Source organism: Streptosporangiales bacterium, assembly GCA_009379825.1.
In the GTDB taxonomy this organism is placed as follows: domain Bacteria; phylum Actinomycetota; class Actinomycetes; order Streptosporangiales; family WHST01; genus WHST01.
In genome coordinates this window covers 16,657-41,109 of record WHTA01000028.1, presented here as the reverse complement: position 1 = coordinate 41,109, position 24,453 = coordinate 16,657, and the positions used below count along the sequence as shown (strand labels likewise).

General features: G+C 70.9%; 20 protein-coding genes and 1 pseudogene. 5 read left to right on the top strand and 16 right to left on the bottom strand.

All coding sequences use genetic code 11. From position 1 onward, the window contains the following. Positions 1-49 precede the first annotated feature (49 nt). Positions 50-4,819 carry an ATP-dependent helicase gene (locus GEV07_15510; protein MQA04065.1) on the bottom strand — a complete coding sequence of 1,590 codons (4,770 nt, stop codon included), beginning with the start codon at positions 4,817-4,819 and terminating at the stop codon, positions 50-52. Here GEV07_15510 and GEV07_15505 point away from each other — a divergent pair. After that, on the top strand, positions 4,818-5,708 hold the full coding sequence (locus GEV07_15505; protein ID MQA04064.1) for a DUF72 domain-containing protein: 891 nt from the start codon (positions 4,818-4,820) through the stop codon (positions 5,706-5,708). The two genes, GEV07_15510 and GEV07_15505, sit on opposite strands and share 2 nt — an antisense overlap. Positions 5,709-5,905: 197 nt before the next feature. Then, the gene (locus GEV07_15500; protein ID MQA04063.1) at positions 5,906-6,190 is read left to right on the top strand and encodes a hypothetical protein; all 285 of its coding nucleotides are present in this window, start codon (positions 5,906-5,908) and stop codon (positions 6,188-6,190) included. 6 nt (positions 6,191-6,196) lie between these two features. Here the strand turns inward: GEV07_15500 and GEV07_15495 are convergent, their stop codons facing one another. The 11 genes and pseudogenes from GEV07_15495 to GEV07_15445 form a co-directional block, all read right to left on the bottom strand. Continuing rightward, positions 6,197-6,694, bottom strand: coding sequence for a hypothetical protein (locus GEV07_15495; GenBank protein MQA04062.1), 498 nt, complete (start codon positions 6,692-6,694; stop codon positions 6,197-6,199). Positions 6,695-6,740: 46 nt separating this feature from the next. Further along, a complete protein-coding gene (locus tag GEV07_15490) occupies positions 6,741-7,460 on the bottom strand; it encodes an FCD domain-containing protein (GenBank protein MQA04061.1) in 720 nt (239 codons plus the stop codon). Continuing rightward, complete coding sequence (locus GEV07_15485) at positions 7,406-9,739, bottom strand: hypothetical protein (protein MQA04060.1); 2,334 nt, start codon at positions 9,737-9,739, stop codon at positions 7,406-7,408. Before GEV07_15485 ends, GEV07_15490 begins: the two co-directional genes overlap by 55 nt. Further along, the gene (locus GEV07_15480; GenBank protein ID MQA04059.1) at positions 9,697-10,692 is read right to left on the bottom strand and encodes an ATP-binding cassette domain-containing protein; all 996 of its coding nucleotides are present in this window, start codon (positions 10,690-10,692) and stop codon (positions 9,697-9,699) included. Before GEV07_15480 ends, GEV07_15485 begins: the two co-directional genes overlap by 43 nt. Beyond that, on the bottom strand, positions 10,689-11,693 hold the full coding sequence (locus GEV07_15475) for an ATP-binding cassette domain-containing protein (GenBank protein MQA04058.1): 1,005 nt from the start codon (positions 11,691-11,693) through the stop codon (positions 10,689-10,691). Before GEV07_15475 ends, GEV07_15480 begins: the two co-directional genes overlap by 4 nt. Then, positions 11,630-11,857, bottom strand: a complete 228-nt coding sequence (locus GEV07_15470) for a hypothetical protein (protein MQA04057.1) — start codon at positions 11,855-11,857, stop codon at positions 11,630-11,632. The genes GEV07_15475 and GEV07_15470 overlap by 64 nt, the downstream gene beginning before the upstream one ends. A 218-nt stretch (positions 11,858-12,075) precedes the next feature. Then, positions 12,076-12,639, bottom strand: a pseudogene (locus GEV07_15465) (polysaccharide deacetylase family protein). After that, a complete protein-coding gene (locus GEV07_15460; protein ID MQA04056.1) occupies positions 12,528-13,322 on the bottom strand; it encodes an SDR family oxidoreductase in 795 nt (264 codons plus the stop codon). Before GEV07_15460 ends, GEV07_15465 begins: the two are co-directional and overlap by 112 nt. 16 nt (positions 13,323-13,338) lie before the next feature. Further along, a complete protein-coding gene (locus GEV07_15455; GenBank protein ID MQA04055.1) occupies positions 13,339-14,202 on the bottom strand; it encodes an ABC transporter permease subunit in 864 nt (287 codons plus the stop codon). Positions 14,203-14,241: 39 nt separating this feature from the next. After that, positions 14,242-15,174, bottom strand: a complete 933-nt coding sequence (locus GEV07_15450; protein MQA04054.1) for an ABC transporter permease subunit — start codon at positions 15,172-15,174, stop codon at positions 14,242-14,244. A 38-nt stretch (positions 15,175-15,212) separates the two neighbouring features. Continuing rightward, positions 15,213-16,766, bottom strand: coding sequence for a peptide ABC transporter (locus GEV07_15445; GenBank protein MQA04053.1), 1,554 nt, complete (start codon positions 16,764-16,766; stop codon positions 15,213-15,215). A gap of 605 nt (positions 16,767-17,371) precedes the next feature. Between GEV07_15445 and GEV07_15440 the strand changes: the two genes are divergently transcribed. Further along, a complete protein-coding gene (locus tag GEV07_15440) occupies positions 17,372-17,890 on the top strand; it encodes a hypothetical protein (GenBank protein ID MQA04052.1) in 519 nt (172 codons plus the stop codon). A gap of 3 nt (positions 17,891-17,893) precedes the next feature. Here the strand turns inward: GEV07_15440 and GEV07_15435 are convergent, their stop codons facing one another. From GEV07_15435 to GEV07_15425, 3 genes are all read right to left on the bottom strand, one after another. Further along, the gene (locus GEV07_15435; GenBank protein ID MQA04051.1) at positions 17,894-18,850 is read right to left on the bottom strand and encodes an MBL fold metallo-hydrolase; all 957 of its coding nucleotides are present in this window, start codon (positions 18,848-18,850) and stop codon (positions 17,894-17,896) included. Between the two features lie 72 nt (positions 18,851-18,922). Continuing rightward, positions 18,923-19,555 (bottom strand): hypothetical protein, encoded by a 633-nt coding sequence (locus tag GEV07_15430; GenBank protein MQA04050.1) that lies wholly within the window; start codon positions 19,553-19,555, stop codon positions 18,923-18,925. A gap of 196 nt (positions 19,556-19,751) precedes the next feature. Further along, positions 19,752-20,783 (bottom strand): acyl-CoA desaturase, encoded by a 1,032-nt coding sequence (locus GEV07_15425; GenBank protein ID MQA04049.1) that lies wholly within the window; start codon positions 20,781-20,783, stop codon positions 19,752-19,754. A 247-nt stretch (positions 20,784-21,030) separates the two neighbouring features. On the opposite strand from GEV07_15425, the gene GEV07_15420 reads away from it, so the two are divergent. Both GEV07_15420 and GEV07_15415 read left to right on the top strand, forming a co-directional pair. Further along, complete coding sequence (locus GEV07_15420) at positions 21,031-23,064, top strand: amylo-alpha-1,6-glucosidase (GenBank protein ID MQA04048.1); 2,034 nt, start codon at positions 21,031-21,033, stop codon at positions 23,062-23,064. A 199-nt stretch (positions 23,065-23,263) separates the two neighbouring features. Then, positions 23,264-23,482: a hypothetical protein gene (locus GEV07_15415; protein ID MQA04047.1), complete on the top strand. Its 219-nt coding sequence runs from the start codon at positions 23,264-23,266 to the stop codon at positions 23,480-23,482. 3 nt (positions 23,483-23,485) lie between these two features. On the opposite strand, the gene GEV07_15410 is transcribed toward GEV07_15415, so the two are convergent. After that, positions 23,486-24,442 (bottom strand): hypothetical protein, encoded by a 957-nt coding sequence (locus GEV07_15410; GenBank protein ID MQA04046.1) that lies wholly within the window; start codon positions 24,440-24,442, stop codon positions 23,486-23,488. Between the last annotated feature and the right edge of the window lie 11 nt (positions 24,443-24,453).

The window sequence follows — 24,453 nt, the reverse complement described above, 5'->3', positions numbered from 1 at the left end:
GGCCCGTAGTCGGTCGGGCGTGCGGGCGTGGGTCTGCGGGGCTAGCTGGTCAGGCGCGCAGGCGTAGGCCTTTCGGGGTGGCGTGGAAGCCGGCGGCGCGGAGGGCGTCGGCGAGTGGGGTGCCGCGGATCGACTCGCCGTCGGCGCGTTCGACCGAGAGCTTGCCCAGGTGGCCGTCGCGAACGGCGAGGGCGAGGGCGTCGACGGCCGGTTGCAGCACCTCGGGGTCGTCGGTCCAGGACAGCAGCGTGCGGCCGCCGCGCTCGACGTAGAGCACCAGCTGGCCGTCGAGCAGCACCACGAGGGCACCGGCCTTGCGACCCGGGCGGTGCGAGCCCACGTCGCCCGGTCGCTCCGGCCACGGCAATGCCGCGCCGTACGGGTTCGCCGGATCGGTCGCCGGCAACGTGACGGCCGCGCGCCGGTCGCCGGCCGTGCCCCGGGGCGCGCTCGATGGTGTGCCCGGCCGGGCCGCGTCGCCGGGTGCGCCCGGGGTGCCGTGCCAGGGCCCGTCGCCGGGCGGGCCTGGGGTGGTGTTCGGCCGGAGGTCGTCGCCGGGTGCGGTTGGCTCGGTGCCCAGCCCGTCGACCGCGCCCAGGGGTGCGCCTGGGCAGGGCGCGTCGCCGGGTGCGGCTGGTTCGGCGCCTAGTCGTAGGCGGTCGACGGCGCCTGGGGTGGCGAACTGGGCGGCGCCGAGGCCTTCCACGAAGTAGCCGCGGCGGCACTTGCCGGTCTCCTCGAACGCCTTCAGCACTCGGTAGACGGCGGCGAAGCCGCCGGGTACTCGCTCGGCCGCCACCGCGCCGCGGGTGACGATGCCGTGCCGGTCGAGCAGGGTCTCGGCCACCGCGTGCGCGCGGCGGGTGGCGTCCGGCTCCCGCTCTACGGTCAGCGACCAGCGGCCGCGTACGGTCGGCGGCCCGCTGCGGCTGGGCATGGCCGCGCGCGTCCGCCTGCTCGTGTACCTGCCGCGTGGCGTGGCCGAACGGCTGCGGTGGCTGCCGCGGCCGCCCAGCAACGAACGCAACGGCGCGAGCGTGTCGCCGGTGACGTGGCCGCTCCACACCAGGTCCCACAGCGACGCCGCCAGCTCGGTGTCATCCGTCCTCCCCACCCGGTCGGACAGCTGGCGGAAGAACAGCGCCCCGCCACCGTCCAGCACGTCGAGGATCGCCTGCTGCTGCTCGGTGAGGTCGTACTCCGCCGGCGGCGGCAGCAGCAACGGCGCCGAGTCGGTGAGCGCCAGGCACACCCAGCCGTCGTTGCCGGACAACGCGCCACAACCGGCCCACACCACCTCGCCGGCGGTGGTCAGCTCGTCGAGCATGGTGGGCGCGTAGTCGGCGACCCGGGCCGGCAGCAGCAACGACTCCAGCGCGGACGCGGGCACCGGTGCGCCCTGTAGCTGTTCGACCGCGCGCAACAGGCCGTCCAGCCCGCGCAGCGGCTTGCCGACGCCGGCGTGCTGCCAGGCCGGCAGGAACGTGGCGAGTGCCGCCTGCGGTACGGGTTCCGCCTCCTGCCGCAGCGCGGCAAGCGACCGGCGGCGCAGCCGGCGCAGTACGCCGACGTCGCACCACTCGGTGCCGGAGCCGCCGGGCCGGAACTCGCCCTCGGCCACCCGGCCCTCGACGCCCAGCCGGTGCAGGATCGTCGAGACCACGGCCACCCCGAGCCCGAAGTGCGCAGCGACCTCCGGGGCACGGAACGGCCCGTGCGTACGCGCGTACCTGGCGACCAGGTCGCCGAGCGGGTCGTCCGCGGGCTGCAGGAACGCCTCGGGTACGCCGGGTGGCAGCGCCGTGCCGAGCGCGTCGCGCAGCCGGCCGGCATCCTCGACCGCCGCCCACCGCTCGACGCCCGCGATCCGCACCCGGATCGCGCGCCTGGCGCCCTCCAGGTCGACCAGCCAGGCCGCCTGTACGCCGCGGGCCGCTGCCTCCTCCGTGGTGAGCGGGCCGAGTACGCGCAGCAGGTCGGCGGTGTCCTCGGCGTCGCGGGCGGCGCGCTCCGGCGTGAGCCTGGCCAGCTCGCGTTCGACCTCGGCGATCGAGCCGGGGTCGAGCAGCTCGCGCAGCTCCGCCTGGCCGAGCAGCTCGGCGAGCAGGGTGGAGTCGAGCGCGAGCGCCTGCGCCTTCCGCTCCGCCAGCGGCGCGTCGCCCTCGTAGACGAACGCCCCCACGTAGCCGAACACCAGCGACCGCGCGAACGGCGAAGGCTCGGGGGTCTCCACCTCCACCAGGCGGACGTTGCGGCGCTCCACGTCGCGCATCAGCTCGACCAGGCCTGGCACGTCGAAGACGTCCTGCAGGCACTCCCGCATGGTCTCGAGCACCACGGGGAACGACGCGTACTTGCTGGCCACCTGCAACAGCTGCGCCGAGCGCTGCCGCTGCTGCCACAGCGGCATCCGCTTGCCGGGCCGCTGCCGCGGCAGCAGCAGCGACCGCGCCGCGCACTCCCTGAAGCGCGCGGCGAACAGCGCCGACTTGCCGACCTCCTCGGTCAGCAGGGGTTCGAGCTCGTCCGGGTCGAAGAGCGCGACGCCGTCCGGTGGCCGCTCGTCGGTGTCCGGGATGCGCAGCACGATGCCGTCGTCGGAGTGCACCGCCTGGGCCTCCACGCCGTACTGCTCGCGCAGCCTGGACGTCATCACCAGCGCCCACGGCGCGTGCACCTGGGCGCCGAACGGCGAGTGCAGCGCGACCCGCCAGTCGCCGAGCTCGTCGCGGTAGCGCTCGACCACAAGCGTCTGGTCGTCCGGCAGGTGGCCGGTGGCCGCGCGCTGTTCGGCGAGGTACGTGGTCAGGTTGCTGCTCGCCCAGTCGTCCAGCCCCGCGGCGCGCAGCCGGACGGTGGCGGCCTGCTCGTCCAGGCCGGCGAGCTCGCGGGTGAACGCGCCGATCGCCTTGCCGAGCTCGGCGGGCCGGCCCACCGAGTCGCCCTTCCAGAACGGCAGCCGGCCGGCCTGGCCAGGCGCGGGCGAGACGAGCACCCGGTCGTGCGTGATCTCCTCGATCCGCCAAGACGTGGAGCCGAGGGTGAACACGTCACCCACCCGCGACTCGTAGACCATCTCCTCGTCCAGCTCGCCGACCCGCGAGTTGTCGCCGCCGACGAGGAACGCGCCGAACATCCCGCGGTCGGGGATGGTGCCGCCGCTGACCACCGCGACCCGCTGCGCGCCCGGCCGCGCGGTGAGGGTGCCGGCCACCCGATCCCAGACCAGCCGCGGGCGCAGCTCGGCGAACTCGTCGCTGGGGTAGCGGCCGGCGAGCATGTCGAGCACCGCGTCGTACGCCGACTGCGGCAGCGTCTCGAACGGGGCCGCGCGGCGTGCGAGGGTGAGCAGGTCGTCGGCTGGCCAGTCGTCGACGGCGACCGCGGCGATGATCTGTTGTGCCAGCACGTCCAGCGGGTTGCGCGGGTAGCGCATCCGCTCGATCAGGCCGGCGGTCATCCGCTCCGCGGTGACCGTGGTGGCGAGCAGGTCGCCGCGGTACTTCGGGAACAGCACGCCCTTGCTCACCGCGCCCACCTGGTGTCCGGCCCGGCCGACGCGCTGCAGCCCGCTGGCCACCGAAGGTGGCGCCTCCACCTGTACCACCAGGTCGACGGCGCCCATGTCGATGCCGAGCTCCAGGCTGCTCGTCGCCACCACCGCGGGTAGCTGGCCGGCCTTGAGCGCCTCCTCGGTGGCGGCCCGCTGCTCCTTCGATACCGAGCCGTGGTGTGCCCGTGCGATCTCCAGCGGTGCACCCCGGCTGGCGCCGGACTGCGCCATCACCTCCGCCGGCCCGGGGTCGTCGTCGAGCTCGCCGTCCTGCCGCTCGACCCAGGTCTCGTTCAGCCTCGCGCAGAGCCGTTCCGCCGCGCGGCGGGAGTTCGCGAACACGATCGTCGAGCGGTGGTCCTGCACCAGGTCGAGCACCCGCTCCTCGACGTGCGGCCAGATCGAGTTGCGCGGCTGCGGCTGTGCGGTCGCGCCGGCGACGTCGTCGGTGGTGGTGCCGAGCTCGCGCATGTCCTCGACCGGTACGACGACGCGCAGCTCCACCTGCTTGTCCGTGGGCGGCTGCACGACGGTCACCTGCCTGGTGGTGCCGCCGAGGAACCTGGCCACCTCGTCGACCGGACGTACCGTCGCGGAGAGCCCGATGCGCTGCGCAGGCTGCGGCAGCAGCGCGTCGAGCCGCTCGAGCGACAGTGCCAGGTGAGCGCCGCGCTTGGTGCCTGTGACCGCGTGCACCTCGTCCACGATCACCGTCTCGACGCCGCGCAGCGCCTCCCGTGCCTGGGAGGTGAGCAGCAGGAACAGCGACTCCGGCGTGGTGATGAGGATGTCCGGCGGCTTGTTCGCCAGCCGCCTGCGGTCCTCGGCCGGGGTGTCGCCCGACCTGATGCCGACGGTGACCTCGGGCACCTCGACGCCGAGCCTGGTGCCGGCGTGCTTGATGCCGGTCAGCGGGGAGCGCAGGTTGCGTTCCACGTCGACGGCGAGCGCCTTCAGCGGGGACACGTACAGCACCCGGCAACGGGCCTTCTTGTCGTCCGGCGGTGGCTGGCTGACCAGCTGGTCGACCGCCCAGAGGAACGCGGCCAGCGTCTTGCCCGACCCGGTGGGCGCCACCACCAGCGGGTGCTCGCCGGCGCTGGCCGCCTGCCAGGCGCCGCGCTGGGCGGCGGTGGGCGCGGCGAACGCCGCGGTGAACCACTCGCGGGTCACCGCCGTGAACGCGTCGAGCACACTGTCGGTCACCCGGCCATCCTCTCTCGTGCCACCGACAGCTGACGGTGCCATGGTGCACAGTGGAGGCATGGCGGCACAGGGCGCGGACGGCACGGTCAAGGTGGGCACCGCGTCGTGGACCGACAAGACGCTGCTCGCGTCCGGCTGGTACCCGAGCGACGCGACCACGCCGGAAGCCAGGCTGAAGTACTACGCGGAGCAGTTCCCGCTCGTCGAGGTCGACTCGACGTACTACTCGCCGCCGAACGAGAACGTCGCGCGGTCGTGGGTCGAGCGCACCCCGCCCGGCTTCACGTTCAACGTCAAGGCGTTCTCGCTGCTGACCCAGCACCCCACCAAGCCCCGCGCGCTGTACAAGGACCTGCGACCGGAGACCACGAAGAACGTCTACCTGAAGGACCTCGACGACGACGTCGTCGAGCAGGTGTGGGAACGCTTCCTCGGTGCGCTCCAGCCGCTGCACGAGGCCGGCAAGCTCGGCGCGCTGCTGTTCCAGTTCCCGCAGTGGTTCGTGATCGGCAAGCGCAACAGGGAGTACATCCTGCGCTGCCGCGAGCGTGCCGACCCGATGCCGATCTGCGTGGAGTTCCGCAACAAGACCTGGCTGAGCGAGGAGAACGAGCGCGAGACGCTCGACTTCCTGGAGAAGTACGCGCTGCCGTACGTATGCGTGGACATGCCGCAGGGACACACCAGCTCGGTGCGCCCGGTGGTCGCCGCGACCGCGGACCTCGCCGTCATCCGCTTCCACGGACACAGCGACAACTGGACCAGCCGCGACATCTACGAACGGTTCGGCTACCTGTACAGCGGGGACGAGGTGGCCGCCTGGGCGCCGCGGGTGCGCGAGCTTGCCGGGCAGGCCCGCGAGGTGCACTCGCTGTGGAACAACTGCTACTCGGACTATGCGCAGAGGAACGCCAGGCAGGTGATCGACGCCCTGACCGAGTACGACTAGGCAGCGCTTCCGACCATCACGCGCTGTCGAGACTTTCTCGATGCTCGTGCCGCATCTTTCAGCACTGTGCATTCTAGGCATCGGTAGGCGACCGATGCCCTCTGGGAGACCCGATGAGACGGCGAACGCTCTTGGTTGCATTCGTCTCTGCCGTGTTGTCGACGACGATGTTGGCATCACCTGCGTGGGCGAACGACGTGACGCTCAAGATCGACCGCGCTGCTACAGCGAAGGATCCTGATGCCAGGGCGCATTGGGACGACCTGACGGACACTCTTTGCGTCCGGGCCTTCACCGGGTTTGCCTCGGCGGAGTTCGTGCGCCCCAATGGGAACGTCGTCGATCTCAATGTCTGGGCTCGGGACGGGAGGAAGTGCACAGGGAACCTGTCGATCCGGGAGGACTACCGGACGACGCTGTACCTCCGTCACTACCGCAGCGACATCGGCTGGCGGGTGAAGAGCGTCGGTTTTTACACATGACCGTCCTTACTGGCCAGCGGCAGTGCCAGGCAACAGGCCGCCGTCGCTCAGTAGGGTGCGGGCTTGTTCCGCGTGCCCGCCGGACGCGATGACGTCGTAGTGGCTCGCGACGAGCGTCTTGACGCTGGAGAAGTCGCGCTTGCCGCGTGTGGCGGCGTGCCCGACGAAGCCGAAGATGGCGCCCCAGGCCGCGCCGAGGATCAGCCCGCCGAGGATCAGCCCCACCCATGCGGGGCCGCTGGTGAACAGCCCGACCAGTAGGCCGATGAACAGCCCGAACCAGGCTCCGCTTGCGGCGCCGGCGGCCGCGGCGCGGCCCTTGGTGAGCCGTCCGGTCACCCGCTCGACGAGGCGCAGGTCGGACCCGACGATGTCGACGTTCGCCACCGGGAAGTCGTGGTCGGAGAGGTAGTCGACCGCGCCCTGCGCGTTCTCGTACGAGTCGTAGCTGGCGACGGTGTTCCACGCCATGCTGATCGGGTCGAAACGTGGCGTATCAGTCATACTTCCAGTCTGCGCCGCGTGTGCGGCATTGGCCACTGGTGAGCGCCTAGCCGCCGGACTCCTGCTCGGTGCGGGCGTAGCGGCGCAGCGCCTCCGCCGACTGGCGGACGTGGCGGCGTACGTGGCGTTCCGCGGTCCTGGCGTTGTCGTTCCTGATGGCGGCGACGATCGCCTCGTGTTCGTCGAGTGCGCCGGGTAGGCGTCCAGGTGCCCGGGCGGAGTATCGGTTGGCCAGCCGCACCTGCGCGGTGAGGTTCTCCGCCATGGCGAGCAGCCGCAGGTTCCCCGAGCTCTCCCAGATGAGGTGGTGGAACTCCACGTCGGACTCGCCGTACGAACGGAGGTCGCCCTTCTCGACGAGCTTGCGTTGCTCGTCGAGCAGCTCCTGCAGGCGGTCGGCTACCTCGGCGCGGTTCGCGGCGACCGCCGCGCGCCGAGCGGCCATCCCGTCGACGGCCTCGCGCAGCTCGTAGATCTCCAGCAGGTCCTTGGTCTCCACCTCGGGTACGAAGTAGCCGCGGTGCGGCACGGAGACGAGGAAGCCTTCCCGTTCGAGGGTGGCCAGTGCCGCCTTGATGGGGGTGGGGCTGAGGTCGAGCTCCTCGGCCAGCGGCCGCACCGTCACTCGTGCACCGGGCGGCAGCGTACCGTCGACGACCGCGGCCCGTACGTGCTCGTACGCGGCCCGCAGGAACGTCGAACGCGGTACGGTCAACGGCGGCCCTCGTGGCTGTCGGGTTTCGGTCGGAGTTCGAGTATGTGGCATGCCGATTCTGCCGTGTGGTGCTTCATCGGCAAGTGTCCGTGCTGTTGGTAGATGCGCAGTTGGTCGGTGGCGTGCGGTGAGTCGAGGTCGCCGCTCGCGCCGCCGGGGATGACCCACAACGAGCGTGTCAGATCGCCGAGGTCGAGCACCTGGCGGTACACCGCGCAGTTGGCCACCGTGAACGGTTCGTCGCGCGGCCAGGAGTACGAGGCGTTCTGCACCGTCTCGTTGTCGCCGCCGAGCGGCGCGGTCACCCGGTCGCGATAGCGCTCGCGCACCGCCTGGAGGGTGTGCTTGCCGACCAGGCCGTGGTGGTCGCCCCACCGCCACCGCGTCGCGTCGTCGCCGGCGAGCGCGCAGGCGTCCTGCCAAGCCTGCGCGAGTGCCGTGGTGAGTACGGCGTCGTCGAGCTGGTCCACCGGTGCGCTGCCGGGTTCGAGCGGCCAGGTGAGCTGTGCGAACCAGCGGCGGGCCAGTACGGCGGCCGCCGGCAGCCGCCCGCCCAACAGGAAGGCGACGGTCGCAGGGCGCAGCCGTTCGCCGAGCAGCAGCCCGGCGAGCGCCCGCCGGAAGCACGCGTACACCAACCCGCCCCCGCCGTCGGCCGCCAGCCGGCCGCCGAACCCGGCCAGCATGGCCCTGGCCAGCTCTGCATCCCCCTCGTACGGGCCGCGCGCAGCGAGTGCAACGCCCCACCGCCGTGCGGCGACGGAGGTCACGTCGCCCTGGTAGCCGGCGAGGTCGGCGAGCGAGTGTTGCGTACGGCCGTGGAGCAGCTCGTGGATGCGCTCCACCCGGTACGAGTCGTTCACCGCGTGGCTGACGGTCAGCCGCGGCGACGGTTCGACGATCGTGTTGTTCGCGCTCGCGAGCACGCCTTCTGGCGGGTTCTCCTCCCGCGGCATCGCGCTGAACGGGTGCAGCCCGGACCACTGCGACTGCGGTTGCCAGCCCGGCATCGGCACCTGTTGCAGAGCAGGCCGCTCCCGCCGCGGGAGCGTGCCGCGCAGCAGGTATCCGATGTTGCCGGCGGTGTCGGCGGCCAGCAGGTTGTTCACCGGGTCGACCCAGCCGTCCTGTGCGTCGAGCAGCTCGGTGACCGTACGCGCGTCGAGCATCCGGCGTAGCACGCCGAACTGTCGGCAGGGTTCCGCGGTCGCCGTCCACCGCAGGCTCAGTGCCAGCCCGGTACGCGGGTCGCCGTGCACCACAGGGCCGTTCGGGGTGCGGTAGGACGTCACCTGCTCGGTGCCGCCGCCGCGTACCTCGATGGTGCTCACCGTCTGCTCGACGGGCTGCCAGCCTTCCGTCGTACGCACCTCGAGCCCGCCGGGGGCCTCGCGGAACTCCTCCACCAGCAGGTCCTGCGCGTCCGCCGACGCGTTGGTGATCGCCCAGCCGACGTGCTCGTTGTGGCCGAAGTGCGGGAAGCCGGGGATGCCGGGGAAGGTGCCGCCGGAGACGGTGAACTGTGGGCACCGCAGGTGCGCCTGCCAGTAGACGTTGGGGACGTCGAGCGCGCGATGCGAGTCGTTGCACAGGATCGGCGCGCCGGTGGTCGTCCGTGAGCCGGCCACCACCCAGGCGTTGGAGCCGGCCTCGACCTCGGCGAGGAAGCCGAGGGATTCGGCGGACGCCACGATGTCGGCGCGCGCGTCGTCCAGCAGTGCGCGCAGCTCGGGCGACTGCTCGCCGAGCCGGCCGCCGGCCGGCACCGTCACGCGCATGCCGGGCAGCGGTCCTGGCCCGAGCCAGTCGAACGCCTCCTGGCCCTCGGTGGCGAGCACCACGGCGCGGGCGAGCTTGTACTGCCACACGCCCATCAGCACGTGCCGGATCTTGAACGCGGCCACCGACTGCCACGGTTGCCAGGGCTCCCAACCGATGCCCGCGGCCTCGTACTCGGGTGGCAGACCTGCGCTCTCGACCTTGGCGTTGATCCCATCGGCGTACGCGGTGAAGCTGCTCAGCGTGCGCTCGTCCATCGCCGCGATGTCGGCGTGCGCGGCGGTCTCCAGGTCGAGCCTGCGGGCGAGCCGGTCCGCAGGCAGCCCCTCGCGGCCGGCCGCCTCCGCCCAGCGGCCGCACGCGCGGCGCCGGTCGTACTCCAGCTGCCAGAGCCGGTCCTCGGCCGCCGCGTAACCGAGGCCGAACCAGGCGTCGTGCTCGGTCGAGGCCGTGACCGTCGGGATGCTGTGCTCGTCCCGCGCGATCGAGACGACGTCGTTCGGGTTGGTCACATCGTGCCCTTCACGTCGGCGGTCTCCGCGTAGTGGCAGGCGGCCAGGTGGCCGGACGACAGCTCGCGCAACTCAGGACGCTCGGTCACGCAGCGCTCGGTGGCCAGCGGGCACCGCGTGCGGAACGCACAGCCACTCGGTCGTTGCAGCGGGCTGGGGACCTCGCCCTGCGGCCGGATCCTGCGGTCCCCGCCGAGCTCAGGGTCTGGCACGGGAATCGCCGAGAGCAGGATCTGCGTGTACGGGTGTCGCGGGTCGGCGAACAGCTCGGCCGTGGGTGCCTGCTCGACCAGGTGGCCCAGGTACATGACGGCCGTCTCGTCGCACAGGTAGCGCACCACGGCCAGGTCGTGGCTGATGAACAGGTAGGTGAGGCCAAGCTCACGCTGCAGCCGCCGCAGCAGGTTGATCACCTGCGCCTGCACGGACACGTCGAGCGCGGACACCGGCTCGTCGCACACCACGAAGCGCGGGCGCAGGGCGACCGCCCTGGCGATCGCGACCCGCTGCCGCTGACCGCCGGAGAGCTGCCGCGGGTACCGCTTCGCTGCCTCCGGCGGCAGGCCGACCAGGTCGAGCAGCGTGGCGACCTCGGCGGGCACGTCGCGTTCGCGGTGCAGGCCGTGGGCGCGGAACGGCTCGGCGACGAGCTGCCCGACGGTCATCCGGCTGTTGAGCGACGCGTACGGGTCCTGGAAGACGATCTGGACGTCCCTGCGCACCTTCCGCATCTCGGCACCGGCAAGCCCGCTGATCGGTTGCCCGTCGAACGTGACGCTGCCGGAGCTGGCGCGTTCCAGGTTCAGCAGCAGCCGGCCGAGCGTGCTCTTGCCGCAGCCGCTCTCGCCGACCAGGCCGACGGTCTTCCCCTCTGCGATCCGCAGCGACACCTGGTCGACGGCGACCAGGTCGCGCCTGCCCCGCCTGGTCCGTACGGAGTAGGCCTTCGTGACGTTGTCCGCCTCGACGAGGTCGGTGGGTGTGACGGTCATCCGGCATCCTCCTCGCCGTAGGGGTGCCAGCAGGCCACCCGGTGCGCGGCGCGTACCAGGTCGAGGCCGGGGCGGGTCGCGCACTGCGCCGAGCGGTACTCGCACCTGTCCTCGAACGGGCACCCGGCACCCGCTTCCCCTGGCGCGGGTACCCGGCCGGCGATGGTCGGGAGATCGTCCTGCGTCGGTGTGTCCGGCCGCGGGACGCTGCGCAGCAGTGCGCGGGTGTACGGATGCGTGGGGTGGGCGAAGAGGTCACGTACCGGTCCGGACTCGACTACGTGCCCCGCGTACATGACGCTGACCTCGTCGGCGATCTCCGCCACCACGCCCATGTCGTGGGTGATGAACAGCACGCCCGTGTCCTGTGCGCCGGTGAGCTCGCGCTGCAGGTCGAGGATCTGCGCCTGGATGGTGACGTCCAGCGCGGTGGTCGGTTCGTCCGCGATGAGCAACCGCGGCCGGCAGGCCAGGGCGATCGCGATGGTGATGCGCTGGCGCAGACCGCCGGAGAACTCGTGCGGCAGCTGGCGCGCACGCGACCTCGGGTCGGAGATGCCGACGGCGTCGAGCAGTTCGAGCACCCTGGCGTACCTGGCTGACCGGCTCATGCTGGTATGCAGCTCCAGCGGTTCGGCGATCTGCCGGCCGATCGGCTGCAGCGGGTTGAGCGCGAGCATCGGGTCCTGGAACACCATCGCCACGTCGCGCCCGCGCAGCTTCCTCAGCTGTCGCTCGGACGCGCCGACGACCGGTGAGCCGCAGACCTCCACCTGTCCCTGCACGACGTGGGCGTCGCGCGGGAGCAGGCCCATCACGGTCAGCGCGGTGAGGCTCTTGCCGCAGCCGCTCTCGCCGACGACGGCCATCACCTTGCCGGCGGTGAGCTGCAACGAGACCCGGGAGAGCGCGAGCCGGTCGCGTCGTTCGCCGAAGGTCACCGAGACGTCAGCCACGTCGAGCACGACGTCGTCACCGGACGCGGCCGCGGGCTCACCCATCGCCGTGCCCCATCAGCTCGTCGAGCTCGATCCGCGGCTGGCGGTGGTTCGCCGCATGCCAGGCGGCCAGCGCGTCGACCGTGCCGGTCCATGCGCCGCTGGCCCGGATCGCCGCGAGTAGCGAGTCGAGCGCCTGCGCGCGTGCGGCACGGCCGGACAGCCACGGGTGCATGGTGATGTTGAGCAGGGTGCCGAACCGGCACGCAGCAGTCAGCTCGGTGTGCCACGCGTCGATAAGTGCCGTCGGTGCGGTCGGTGGTCTGGTGTCACCCTTGCCGACGTACCGGTAGAACGGAGCATCGTCGGTGGCCCAGTCGACCGGCACCTCGACGAGGTCGCCGACCCAGTACGGGTGGTCGTATCCCATCAGCGAGCTGTCGTGGGTGATGCCGAGCTCGCGCAGGACCTCGAAGGCGGCCGCAGTCATGTCCCAGCTGGGCGATCGGTAACCGGTCGGCTGTGCGCCTGTGACGTTCCCGAGCGCGTCGATGCTGCGCACCATGGTCTCGCGGAACATGGCCGGTTCGATCTGCGTGGGTGGTTCGTGCAGGTATCCGTGCAGGGCGAGCTCGTGGCCGGCTGCGGCGATCTCCGCGACCACCTGCGGGTGCCGGGTGACGGTGTGCCCCGGCACGTAGAACGTGCCGGTCAGCTGGTGCGCGTCGAGCAGTGCGAGCAGGCGCGCGACACCGGCGCGGGGACCGAACCTGCGCTGTTCCAGCTCGGCCAGCCGCGGGCCCTCGTTCCTCGACCGCCACAGGTGCGGTGCCTCGGCGTCCACGTCGAACGTGAGCAGCACCGCCGCGGGGGCGGCGTCCGGCCAGAGGTATTGGGTCACCGGCGCTCCTCCGGCCGGCCGTGCTTGGCCGCGTTGAACGTACCGGCGGTGCGGCCGCCGTCCACGGTGATCGTCGAGCTGGTGATGAACGACGCCCGGTCGGAACAGAGGAACAGCACGGCTTCCGGCGCGTCCTGCGGTCCCGACGTGCGGCCCAGCGGGATCGAGGTGGTCATGGCATCGATGTGGCTCTCGTCCAGCTGGCTGACCTCGCTGCCTGGGGCGAAGCCGGGAGACACCGCGTTCACCCGGATCCCGTACGGCGCGAGCTCGAGCGCGCAGGCGCGGGTGAACATCGCCACGGCCGCCTTGCTCGTGGAGTACGGGCCGCCGCCCGGTTGGGTCGAATGAGCCGCCCCCGAGCTGAGGTTGACGATGCTGCCGGCCACGTCGTTGTCGATCATCTGGCGTGCGACGGCCTGGGTGAGCTGGAACGGGGCGAGCAGGTTCACGTCCAGGATGTGCTGGAAATGCTCGCGCGTCATGTCGAGCAGCCAGCCGCGCGGGTAGATGCCCGCGTTGTTGACGAGCGCGTCTGGGCTGCCCCACAGCTCGCCGCAGCGAGCGGTGAGCGCCTCGATGTCCGCCGGGCTGGTCAGGTCGGCCGGCTGCGTGTGGACCTGCGCGCCCTGCGCCGCCAGCCGGCTCGCGAGCTGTTCCAGTGGTTCTGCGCGTCCGTCGGTGAGCAGCAGCTCGGCGCCGCCGCGTGCGAACGCCGCGGAGATCCACTCGCCGAACACCCCGGTGGCACCGGTGATGACGACGCGCTGGCCCTCGTGGGTCTCGGTCACTTGGTCTCCTCTGCAGTCACATGCGCGCCGAGCGCTCGGACGGGTCCAGCTGGTCGCGGATGAAGTCGCCCAGCATGTTCACAGAAAGCACCAGCAGGAACAGGGCGAGGCCGGGAAACGTGGCGAGCCACCATGCCTGCGACACGTACTCCTGGCCGTCGGAGAGCATCGAACCCCAGCTCGGGTCCGGCGGCTGCACCCCGAGTCCGATGAACGACAGCGACGCCTCGTAGATCACCATCAGCCCGAGTTCCAGCGTCGCCACGACGATGATCGACGGCACGACCTCGGGCACGATGTGCCGCAGCACCACGCGCCACGGCGTCGAGCCGATCGCCACCGCAGAACGGACGAAGTCACGTCCGCGCGTCTCCAGCGTCTGCGCGAAGGCTACCCGCGCGTACCGCGGCCAACGTACGAGCACGAGCACCGCGACGACGTTGACCAGGCTCGGGCCGAGCACGACCACGGTGAGGATCGCGAGCAGGAAGAACGGGATCGACAAAACCATGTCGGCCGATCGCGCCGCCGACGCCGCGGAGGAACGCCGCCGCGATGCCGAGTGCGCTGCCGAGCACGCCGGCGCCGAGCACCGCGGCGAGCGAGATGGCCAGCGAGATCCTGGACCCGTAGACCACCCTGCTGAACACGTCGCGGCCGAGCTGGTCGGTGCCGAACACGTGGTACGTGCCTTCGTGTGTCGAACCGGGCGGCAGCAGCCGTGCCGGCAGGTCGGACTGCGTGGGGTCGGTGCCGGTGAACAGCCCTGGTGCGATGGCGAGCAACGCGAAGCCGCACAGCAGCGCGAGGAACAGCCAGATCTGGTACGACCGGCGGGCCCGGGCGAGCAGCCGACCGAGGTTGCCCTGCTGTGGTTCAGGTGGCAGCGACTCCAGCTGCTGCGGTGTCACCGTGCTGCTCATGCGCCGGCCTCGCTCGTCACCAGGCTGGCCCGCGGGTCGATCAGCCCGTAGAGCAGGTCGATCAGCAGGTTCACCACGATGTACACGATCGCGACGAACAGGACGATCGCCTGCACCACGGGGAAGTCGCGGGCCTCGATGGACTGGACGGTCAGCTGGCCGATGCCCGGCCAGGCGAAGATCGTCTCGGTGATGACCGCGCCGCCGAGCAGGCTGGCCAGCTCGAGACCCGCCAGCGTGACGATCGGTATCGACGCGTTGCGCAGCAGGTGCCGGCCGAGCAGCCGGCCGGTACCTACGCCCTTCGCGCGCGCCGTCCGAACGTAGTCCTGGTCGAGCTGTTCGAGGAAGCTCGACCTGGTGATCCGCGCCATCGTCGCCATGGACAGCGACGCCAGTGTGATCGCCGGCATGATGAGCGACTGCACCCCCTCGACACCGGTGGACGGCAGCAGCTGGAACCGCACGCTCAACAGCAGGATGAGCAGGATCCCCGTCCAGAACGCCGGCATGGACTGCCCGACGAGCACCATCGGCATCAGCAACCGTTCCGGTAGCCGGTTGCGGTACAGCGCACTGATCATGCCCGTCGGGATCCCGACGACCAGCGAGAGCAGCAGCGCGGCGATCGCGAGGTCGATGGTGAAGGGCAACCGTTCCATGATGAGGTCGAACGCCGGGCGATGCTGCACGTAGGAGTAGCCGAGGTCGCCCTGCACCAGACCGGCCAGGTAGCGGCCGAACTGGACCCAGATCGGTTCGTCCAGGCCGAGCTCGTGCCGCACCCTCGCTACGTCCTCTGCCGTGGCGTTGTCCGGCACCAGGAGCCTGCTCGGGTCGCCGGACAGCCGCAGGGTGACGAACACGATCACGGACACGCCGGCGATCGACAGCAGCGCCTGACCTGCTCGACCAGCGACGTAGCGCAGTGGCCCGGACGAGACGAACCGACCGACAGAGCGCACTGTCAACCGTTGAACTCGACGTCGGTCACGAAGAAGTTCTCCTGTGCGTCCGGCTTCCAGGAGATGTTCTTCGCGGTGCCGTAGATCGCGTAGTCCTGGTAGAGGCCGATACCGGGCACGTCGCGCTGCATGATGCCGAACGCCTTGCCGTACTCGGTTTCCCGCTTCGCGGTGTCGGTGGTGCTACGGGCTGCGTCGACCGCCTTGTCGAACTGCGGGTTGGAGTAGCTCGACCAGACCGTGTCGCTGCGGAACAGCGGGTAGATCACGCCATCGGCGTCGAGGCAGGAGCACGACCAGCGGCCGAACCTGAGGCTGCCCCAGTCGTGCTTCGGGCTCTGCACCTTCTTGAGGAACGTCGCCTGGTCGGAGTTGACCAGCTTGACCTTGAAGCCGACCTTCTGCAGGTCCGCCTGGATGGCCTGGGTGAGCTGCGGGTCGTAGGACGGCGACGTGGGGAAGACGAGGGTGCGCGATCCGCTGCCCGCCTCCTTGAGCAGTCGCTTGGCCTTCGCCGGGTCGTAGTCGTACCCGGAGACGTCCTTCGGGTAGCCGAACGCCAGCGGGGTTACCACGGACTTCACCTGCTTGGCATACCCGTGCTGCAGGTTCTTGATGATGGACGGGTAGTTGATGGCGTGGGCGACCGCCTGCCGCACCTTGACGTCCTTCGTGGGCGCGTCGCCGGCGGTGTTGAGCGCGAGGTAGGAGATCCGTTCCGTCGGTACGGAGAGCACGTTGGCCTGCCCGCCGCCCTTGAGGTCGACTGCGTCGTCCGGGGTCAGCTGGGTGACGATGTCGGCTCGTCCCGACTTGAGGTCGGCTACCCTGGTGGCGACGTTCGGCACCGCGCGGAAGGTGACCTTCTTGACGTCGGGTTCGTCCTTCCAGTACTTGGTGTTCGCCTTCATCTCGACGGTCGAGCCGCTGGTGGTCGAGGTGATCTGGAACGCGCCCGAGCCGACGGGCTCGGTGTTGAACTTCTCGTCGCCGACCTTCGTCACGTAGTCCTCGGGCACGACGCTGAGCGTCGTCAGGTACGAGAGCAGCGTCGGCGAAGGTTCGTGGGTCTCGACGGTCAGCTCGTCACCCTTCGCCGTCGCCTTGCTGATGGCGCTGAAGTTGGCGAACTGCGGGCTGTTGAGGGACTTCTTCAGGATCCGGTTGATGCTGAACGCGGCGTCGTCGGCGGTCAGCTCCTCACCGTTGCTGAACTCGATCCCGTCGTGGATCTTGAATGTCCAGGTGGTGGCGTCGACCCGCTTCCATGAGTCCGCGACCCACGGCACCACCTTCTGTGTCTTCGGGTCCCTGCGGAGCAGCTGGTCGAAGACGTTGCGGTAGACCGTGTAGCTGGCCGAGTCGTACTGCAGGCCGGGGTCGAGACTGGCCGGGTAGTTCGGGATGTCCACGGTCAGCGACTGCTTCGAGCCGTCGTCGCCCTCGTCACCGCTGTCGCTGCTCAGCGAGCAGCCGGTCAAGGCCAGGCCGGCCGCTGTCGCGACGGCCGCCCAGCGTAGGTAGGACCGACGGGTGACCGGGTTCGAGCGCGCCATAGGGGGCTCCTTCGTGCTGGTCGGGGCGCAAGCAGCGGCGATGCGCTTGGCAACAACGGTGGTGTTGGTGCTCGCCTGGTAGCGACCGGGAGGGTGGCCGGCCAGCCCGTGCAGCCCGCGGTGGTGGCGCGGTGGTCAGGCGTTGGGGCGTTCTGGACAGCGGTAGCTGGAGTCGGGGCTCGCCATTGAACGTCCCTCGGAGGGAACGAGATAAGGATTGGATCTAAACCCAATCTGTCAAGAGCTGGCCGGCCATCGCGACGCAGGAACCGGATCGCGTCTCGCACGTCCGAGGCTGGACGTTGCCGTTCCAGTGACCGAGGAGCCCCGTTGACCGAGACCGCGACCGGCCCACACGCCCGCTGATCGCCCGAACTTGCTGCAGATCCGCTCGGCCGAAGGTGCCCGAATACCGGTATCCATCACCGCGGACCCCACGCGCTCGTCTTCGCTGGTGCGGGTCAGCCGAGAGCGCATGGTGTCAGGGACATCACCAGTCAGGCCCGTACGAGCAGCAGCGGCCGGGTGACATCCCGGCCCGTCCCGACTCGCACGTCCGACAGATCGAGATACCCGCCTCGCCGGACGGTGCACGTCCTGACGAGGTGGGCAGGATCGACGTGCGCGTCCCCGTCGGTACCCGGTTGGACGTGCAGCTCGACCGGTCGGACCTCGAGCTGCGTGGACGGTTCGACCAGGGGTCGTCGGTCCGCAGCGAGGCGGGCAACGTCGTCGGTCGGGGAGTGTCGGGTCCGGTCAAGCTGACGGCCAACGGCGGTGACATGGACCTGATCGACGTGCGCGGCGACGTGAACGCGCTCGCCCGTGCCGGCACGATGACCGTGGACAATGTCGGTGGCAACGTGGTGCTGACGACCCAGTCCGGCCACCTCGACGTGAAGGGCATCCACGGCGGCGTGACGCTGAACAGCCCGGATGAGGGGCGCGTCACATACACCCAGCCGACGGATCCGCGAGTTCAGCGTGGCCTGCACGTGAACGCCCCGAACGTCACCGTCCGGCCGGCGGGTCAGCGTGCGGCCGGACGGTCAGGGGCGAAGCGACATGACAAGGACCCGCGGGCGGATCGGAGCCAGCAGCGGGACCCGCAGGGCGGGCGGTAGCGGTCAGCTGTCGAGGACGACTTCGGTGCCGGTGCAGTTGAGCAGGAACCGGTCGGGGAACGCCGCGCGGATCTGCATCATGGCGGCCATGCCCGTGCAGTGCATGGGGCAGAGCAGGTCGACGTCGAGGTTGCGTAGCTCCTCGATGGTCGCGTCGGTCTTGCTCTCCGGGGTGCCGGGGAAGCCGAGGTGGAAACCGCCGAAGACGGCGCGTACCCGGTCGACGCCGGTGATCTCTATCGCGTGCTTCACGGTGTTCACCACGCCGGCGTGGCTGCACCCGGTGAACACCACGATGCCGTCGCCGAGCCGTACGACGAGCGCCTGGTCGTCCGGTACGGAGTCGGGGCGCATCTCGCCGTCCACCAGCTGGATAAGTGCGTTCGGCGTGGTGATGCTCGATGGTGGCTGCTCGAACGCGACCTCGCGCGGTATCGGCCCCGTCGCCAGCGCGCCAGGACCGACCTCGAGCGGGCCGTCGTGGCTGACCTGCCGGCCCCCGTGTGCTTCGATCGCGCCACGGGTGAGGTCGTGGTTGTAGTACGGCGCCACCTGGCCGGACGCCAGCCGCAGGTAGCGCGGCAGCAGCGCGTCGTCGTGCATGGAGATCGGCAGTGCTGCCGTGCGCTGGTCGAGCAGGGCGAGCAGGCCGCCGTAGTGGTCGGGGTGGCCGTGGCTGATCACCAGGTGGTCGACGGCGTCCAGGTCGACGTCCATCGCCGCGGCGTTGTGCAGCAGCACCTGCCCAGACATGCCGGTGTCGAACAGCAGCTGGTACCGGTACCTGTCCCATTCCAGCAGTACGTGCAGCGCGATGCCGTTCTCGCCGAGCGGGTTGGTCTTCTTCGGGTCGAAGTGGTGCGCAAGCCCGGTGCGGGTGACCTGCGGCTCGTCCGCGAGCAGCATGTCGACGTAGTTCTCCACGACCGTCGTGACGACCATGCGGTCCACTGGCTGCATGCGGCCCTTCCTACAGCTCGTCGCGCACTACGGCGGCGCCCCGTGCCAGCGCCATCAGCTTGGTCTGCGCGATCAGCCTCGGCAGCACGCGCATGCCGCAGTTGGTGGTGAGGTACACCCGCTCAGGCGGCACGTGGTCGAGCACCTTGCGGATGCGCTCTCGACCTCCGTGGTGCGGACGTCGATGACGCCGGCGGCGACCTCCTTGTCCTCCGGCAGCGTGCGCAGCACGTCGACGTCGGCCATGTCACGCAGCGAGAAGCCGAGTACGAACTGGTCGACCGCCACGTCGTACAGCGGCTGCATGATCTGCTTCAGCTGCCCGCCCCACAGCGACTGGTTGCTGCTGCCGTACGCGGCGCCGAGGCAGCAGTGCCAGGCGAGCTTCGCGTCCACGCCGTCGAACGTGCGGTTCATCACGTCCACGACGTACCTCGCGTCGTCCTTGTCGCCGGACATGATCGGCAGCCACGCGCCGAGATCCTCCAGCTGGATGAACGTCGCGCCGGCCGCGACCAGCTCCTTCAGCTCTGCGTTGAAGACCGGCACCAGGTCCTCGGTGAGGTAGCGCTGGTTCGTGTAGTGACAGCCGGGCAGGTCGTAGTGCACGTGGAGCGCGAGGTTGATCGAGCCGCCGTAGTCGTCGAAGTACATCTGGCCGTCGGTGACGATGTCGAGCCCGGCGAGCTCCTGCTCCCGGATCACCGTGCCTGATGTCCTGGCCGTGCAGCTGGTGCTTGTACCACAGCGGCCGCGGGTACGACCCCACCATCGTGACGGGCAACAGGGTGTCGACGACCTTGCGCATGGCGGCTCCCTCGCCGGTTACAGCGACAAGGTCATCCTCGTATGACGGTACGACCAGCTGTCAAGATCACGGTGTCAGCAGTTGAGACGTGGCTCAGAAGTCCAGCCGCAGCGGCTCGCCGACCTCGTGCAGGTACTCGATCGCCTCCCGGTACGAGCCGACGATGCTCGCCTCGGCGTACGGCACGCCGATCTCGGCGCAGTACTGCCGGACGATCGGCACGGCCTTCGGCAGGTTCGCCCGCGGCATGCTGGGGAACAGGTGGTGCTCGATCTGGTAGTTCAGCCCGCCGAGGAACCAGTCGGTCAGCACGCCACCACGGACGTTGCGGGAGGTGAGCACCTGCCGCTGCAGGTGGTCCCACTCCTGGCCGGGCTCAGGCGCTGGCATGCCCTTGTGGTTGGGCGCGAACGCCATGCCGAGGTGCAGGCCGAAGAGCATGTGGTGCACGAGCGCGAACACGAGCGCCTGCAGCGGCGTCAGCACCAACAGCAGGAACCCGACGTAGCCGACGGTGTGCGCGACGAGCAGTGCGATCTCGATGATCCGTTGGTTCCGCGTCCGCTCGCGCAGGGCGACGATGCTGGACAGCTTCAGGTTGAAGCCCTCGAGCAGCAGCATGGGGAAGAACAGGTACGCCTGGTTGCGGGTCAGCCACTTGGTGACGCCGCTCTCCCGCCCGCGGGCGTGGTCCTTCGACCAGGCGAGCGCGCCGACCTGGACGTCCGGGTCGAGCTCGTGGTGGTTCGGGTTGGCGTGGTGTGCGCTGTGCTTCCTGTTCCACCAGCCGTAGCTCATGCCGAGTATCAGGTTGCCGTGGAGCAGGCCGACGAACTGGTTCACCTTGTGCTTGCTGGAGATCTGCTCGTGGCCGGCGTCGTGGCCGACGAACCCGGTGCGGCCGGTGAGGATCGCGGCGGGCACGGCGAGCAGCAGCGCCCACCAGGACGGTCCGATCGCCAGCATCGCCGCCGCGACCGCGCCGATCGAGATCAGGTTCATGGCGAGCATGCCGACGTAGTATCCGGGACGGCGGCGCAACAGGCCGCTCTCCTTGATCCGTCGCCGCAGCGGCGGGAACGTACTCGCCCTCGTGGGGCGCTCGACGGCAGGGGCTAGCGACATGGGCGGTTCCTTGAGGTGGCGGACGGAGCCGCCGGAGGTTCGTACGGCCCTGCATTAAGCCTCTCCCCTGGCCGCGCGGTCCGCAGGAGGCACAGCGCCCGAAACACTAGGGGGCCTAAACCCCTTGTGCACGACGTTGTCGGCGTGTTAAGAGGGCGGTGCCGACTGCTGCGCTGCGGCGGTGGACGATGGGTGCGACCGCCGTCCAACCAGCCACGCTGCGGGAGCGACCTTGGCCAGGGAACCGATGCTGCACGACCTGACCACCTGCCTGCGCGCGCCGACCGCCGTGCTGAGCGCGGCCGACGGACAGGTGCGTGCGACCGGGGCGCAGGGCGTGTTCCACGCGGACGTCCGGGCGCTCGCCCAGGCCACGCTGACCGTCGACGGCGCCGAGCCGGTGCCGCTGACGGCGACCTACGAGGGGCCGGGTGAGGTGCTGTTCGTCGCCGTAGCGCAGTCCGGGCTGCGGGTGCACCGCCGGCGGCTGGCGACGGCCGACGGCGTGGTCGAGGAGATCGAGCTACCGTCCCGCGCTGCCGAGGTACGTACCGTCGCGGTGCGCGTGGCGGTGGCCAGCGACCTGGCGGAGATGCACGTCGTGCGCCGCGCTGTCCCCACCGCGCCGGTGCCACCCGAGCTGGCCGACGGTGCGCTGGTCTGGTCCGGGCCGGACGGGCTGCGGGTGTCGCTGACCGGCCCCGACGCCCGGCTGGAGGTGGACGGTACGGGCGCCGCGTTGACCTGGGCCGTCCAGCTGCCGGCGCGCGGCACGGCCACCGTGGGCTGGCGGCTGGTGGTCACCGATCCCGGCCGGGTGGTCGGGCCAGCCGGTGACCGGCCCTGGCCGCTGCCGCGGGTGGTGGCGGACGACCGGCGGCTGCCGGCGCTCGTCGAGCGGTCGCTGGCCGACCTGGACACGCTGCGCCTGGCCACCGCACGCCGCCCGGACGCGCAGTTCCTCGCCGCAGGCGCGCCGTGGTACTTCACCCTGTTCGGCCGCGACAGCCTGTGGGCCGCACGGATGCTGCTGCCGCTCGGCACCGACCTGGCGGCCGGCACCCTTCACACGCTGGCCGACCTGCAGGGCACGAGGCACGACCAGTCGACCGGTGAGGCGCCCGGCAAGATCCCGCACGAGCTGCGGCGCGGCACGTCCACCGTGGACGACGCCGACGGGATCGTGCTGCCGCCGGTGTACTACGGCACCGTCGACGCCACCTGCCTGTGGATCCTGCTGCTGCACGACGCGTGGCGGTGGGGGTTCGCGGATGCGACCGTGCGGGAGCTGCTCCCGGCGCTGGAGGCGGCGGTCGGCTGGCTGCTCGACCACGCCGACCCGGACGGCGACGGCTTCCTCGAGTACGTGGACGAGTCCGGCCGCGGGCTGGCGAACCAGGGCTGGAAGGACTCCGCGGACGCCGTGCGGTTCCGTGACGGCCGGCTGGCCGAGGGGCCGATCGCGCTGTGCGAGGTGCAGGGCTACGCGCACGAGGCCGCACTCGCCGCCGCGGCGCTGCTGGACGCGTTCGACCGCCAGGGCGCGCAGCGGCTGACCACGTACGCGGCCGAGCTGGCCGCCGCGTTCCGCCGGCAGTTCTGGGTGGCGGACGCGGCCGGCAGCTACCCGGCGCTCGCGCTCGACCGCACCAAACGGCCGGTCGACGCGGTCACGAGCAACATCGGCCACCTGCTCGGCACCGGCCTGCTGACCGGAGCCGAGGCGCGGCTGGTGGCGCAGCGGCTGCGCGGCGCGGACATGCGGTCCGGCTACGGGCTGCGCACCATTTCGGCGGCGGACGGCGGCTACGACCCGCTGTCGTACCACTGTGGTTCTGTGTGGCCGCACGACACGGCGATCGTCGCGCTCGGCCTGATGCGCGAGGGGCTGCACGCCGACGCGGTGGCGCTGGCCGCCGCCCTGCTCGAGTCTGCGCCCACGTTCGCGTACCGGCTGCCCGAGCTGTACGCGGGCGACGGCCGGGCGGAGGTGAGCCGACCGGTGCCGTACCCGACCGCGTGCTTCCCGCAGGCGTGGGCGGCGGCGTCGGCCGTGAGTGCGGTGCAGGTGCTGCTCGGCCTGGCGCCGGACGTGCCGTCCGGCGAGCTGACGACGCTGACCGGAGGAGCCCCGCCGGTCGGTGCGCTGCGCGTCGACGGCCTGCGGGTGGACGGTCAGCCGCTGACCGTCGCGCTCGACCGCGAGGGCGACCCGGTCGAGGTCGCGGTGGCGTCGACGCGGCTGCGGCACCGCAGGCGCGACGCGATCCTGGCGGACTGAGTACTCGATCTTGCGGACGCGGCGGGTCCCGATGCGAGAGCATAGGGGCAGCGATGGTGGTGACCGGAGCCGCTCGCGCGGCGCCGTAGCCGAACGCGGGGGCTGGCGGTCCCGTCTGGGCGCGGTGGCCGGGTCGACGGTTCCGGGTAGGTCGTCAGGCCGCCCGGCGGCCTGACCCGGCGCGACTCGGGGGAGTGACGTGCTGCGCGACAACGAGTTGAATGCTGCCCAGCTGGCGGCGATGCAGTCGCTGGACGAAGCGCGGAGAGCCGAGGAGATCAGCGCGGAGGACGCGGAGGTCATCGAGGCCGTGATCCGGCGCGGCCACGTGCACGGGGCACGGAAACGGTTGACCAAGGCCAGACGCAGGCACGCCTCGGCGGCAGCCGAGCAGCCGGCGTGCCGCGAAGGCGGCTAGCCGTCACAGCGCAGGCACGGTGACCGTGTTCGCCGCCCGCCTGCGTGCCTTCACGTACTCCCTGGCCGACATGGCCAGGGCGCAGATGGACGACACCAGGCACACCAGTGACCACACGCCGGGCACGCCGGTGTTGAGGACCGAGTTGACGTCCTCGGCGCTCGCGAGCGATGCGTCGGGCTGCAGGCCGGAGACTTCGAGCACGATGGCCGGCACGGCAGTGGCGATCGCGACCAACGGCATCGGCGCCGCCGGCCACCATGCCGTGCCGGCGAGCACCGCACTGAGTATCGCGAGCGCGACGAGCACGGCGACGGTTGCCGCCGCGACGTAGCCCAGGGTGCCGAGCGAGAAGAACCAGTAGTCGCGCACGACCACCTGGTCGGCGAGCACCGCCCGGCGACCCGCCCACGGGATCGTGAGCATCACGACCGCCGCGACGGCGACGCCGGTCGAGTAGCAGACCGTCGGACGGTTCGGCCAGGTGAACCTGCTGACCGCGAGCGCCAGCGCGAAGACGGCGACACCGGCGAGGATTGGGCCCGCCTGCAGCCCGAGCGCCAGGTCCGCGCCGCCGTCGTCGGCCTTCGCGTCCTCGAGCGCGGCGATGTTGGCCTGTCGGATCGCGCCCATGGTGAGGACCAGTCCGATGGTGGGCACGAGCGCACTGACGAGGCCGTTGACGCCGAGGACGAGCCTGGCAGTGCCCCTGGCGGCGATGGTGCCGACGGCGAGCACCACGAGCAACGCCACGCCGAACAGGTAGAGCACCGAGCCGGCGCCGAGGTCGAGCACGTCGAGGTCGGACGTGCCGACGCCGGTGGAGGCGAAATCGGTGGCCCGTGACCATGGCGAGCCGAAACTCGCCAGCAGGATCACGAGACCGAGCCCGCCGAAGATGATCCCGCCGACCGGATGCCGCTTCTCCACCACGGTGCCAATGCTGGCGGCGGCCGTCATAGGTCGGCCAT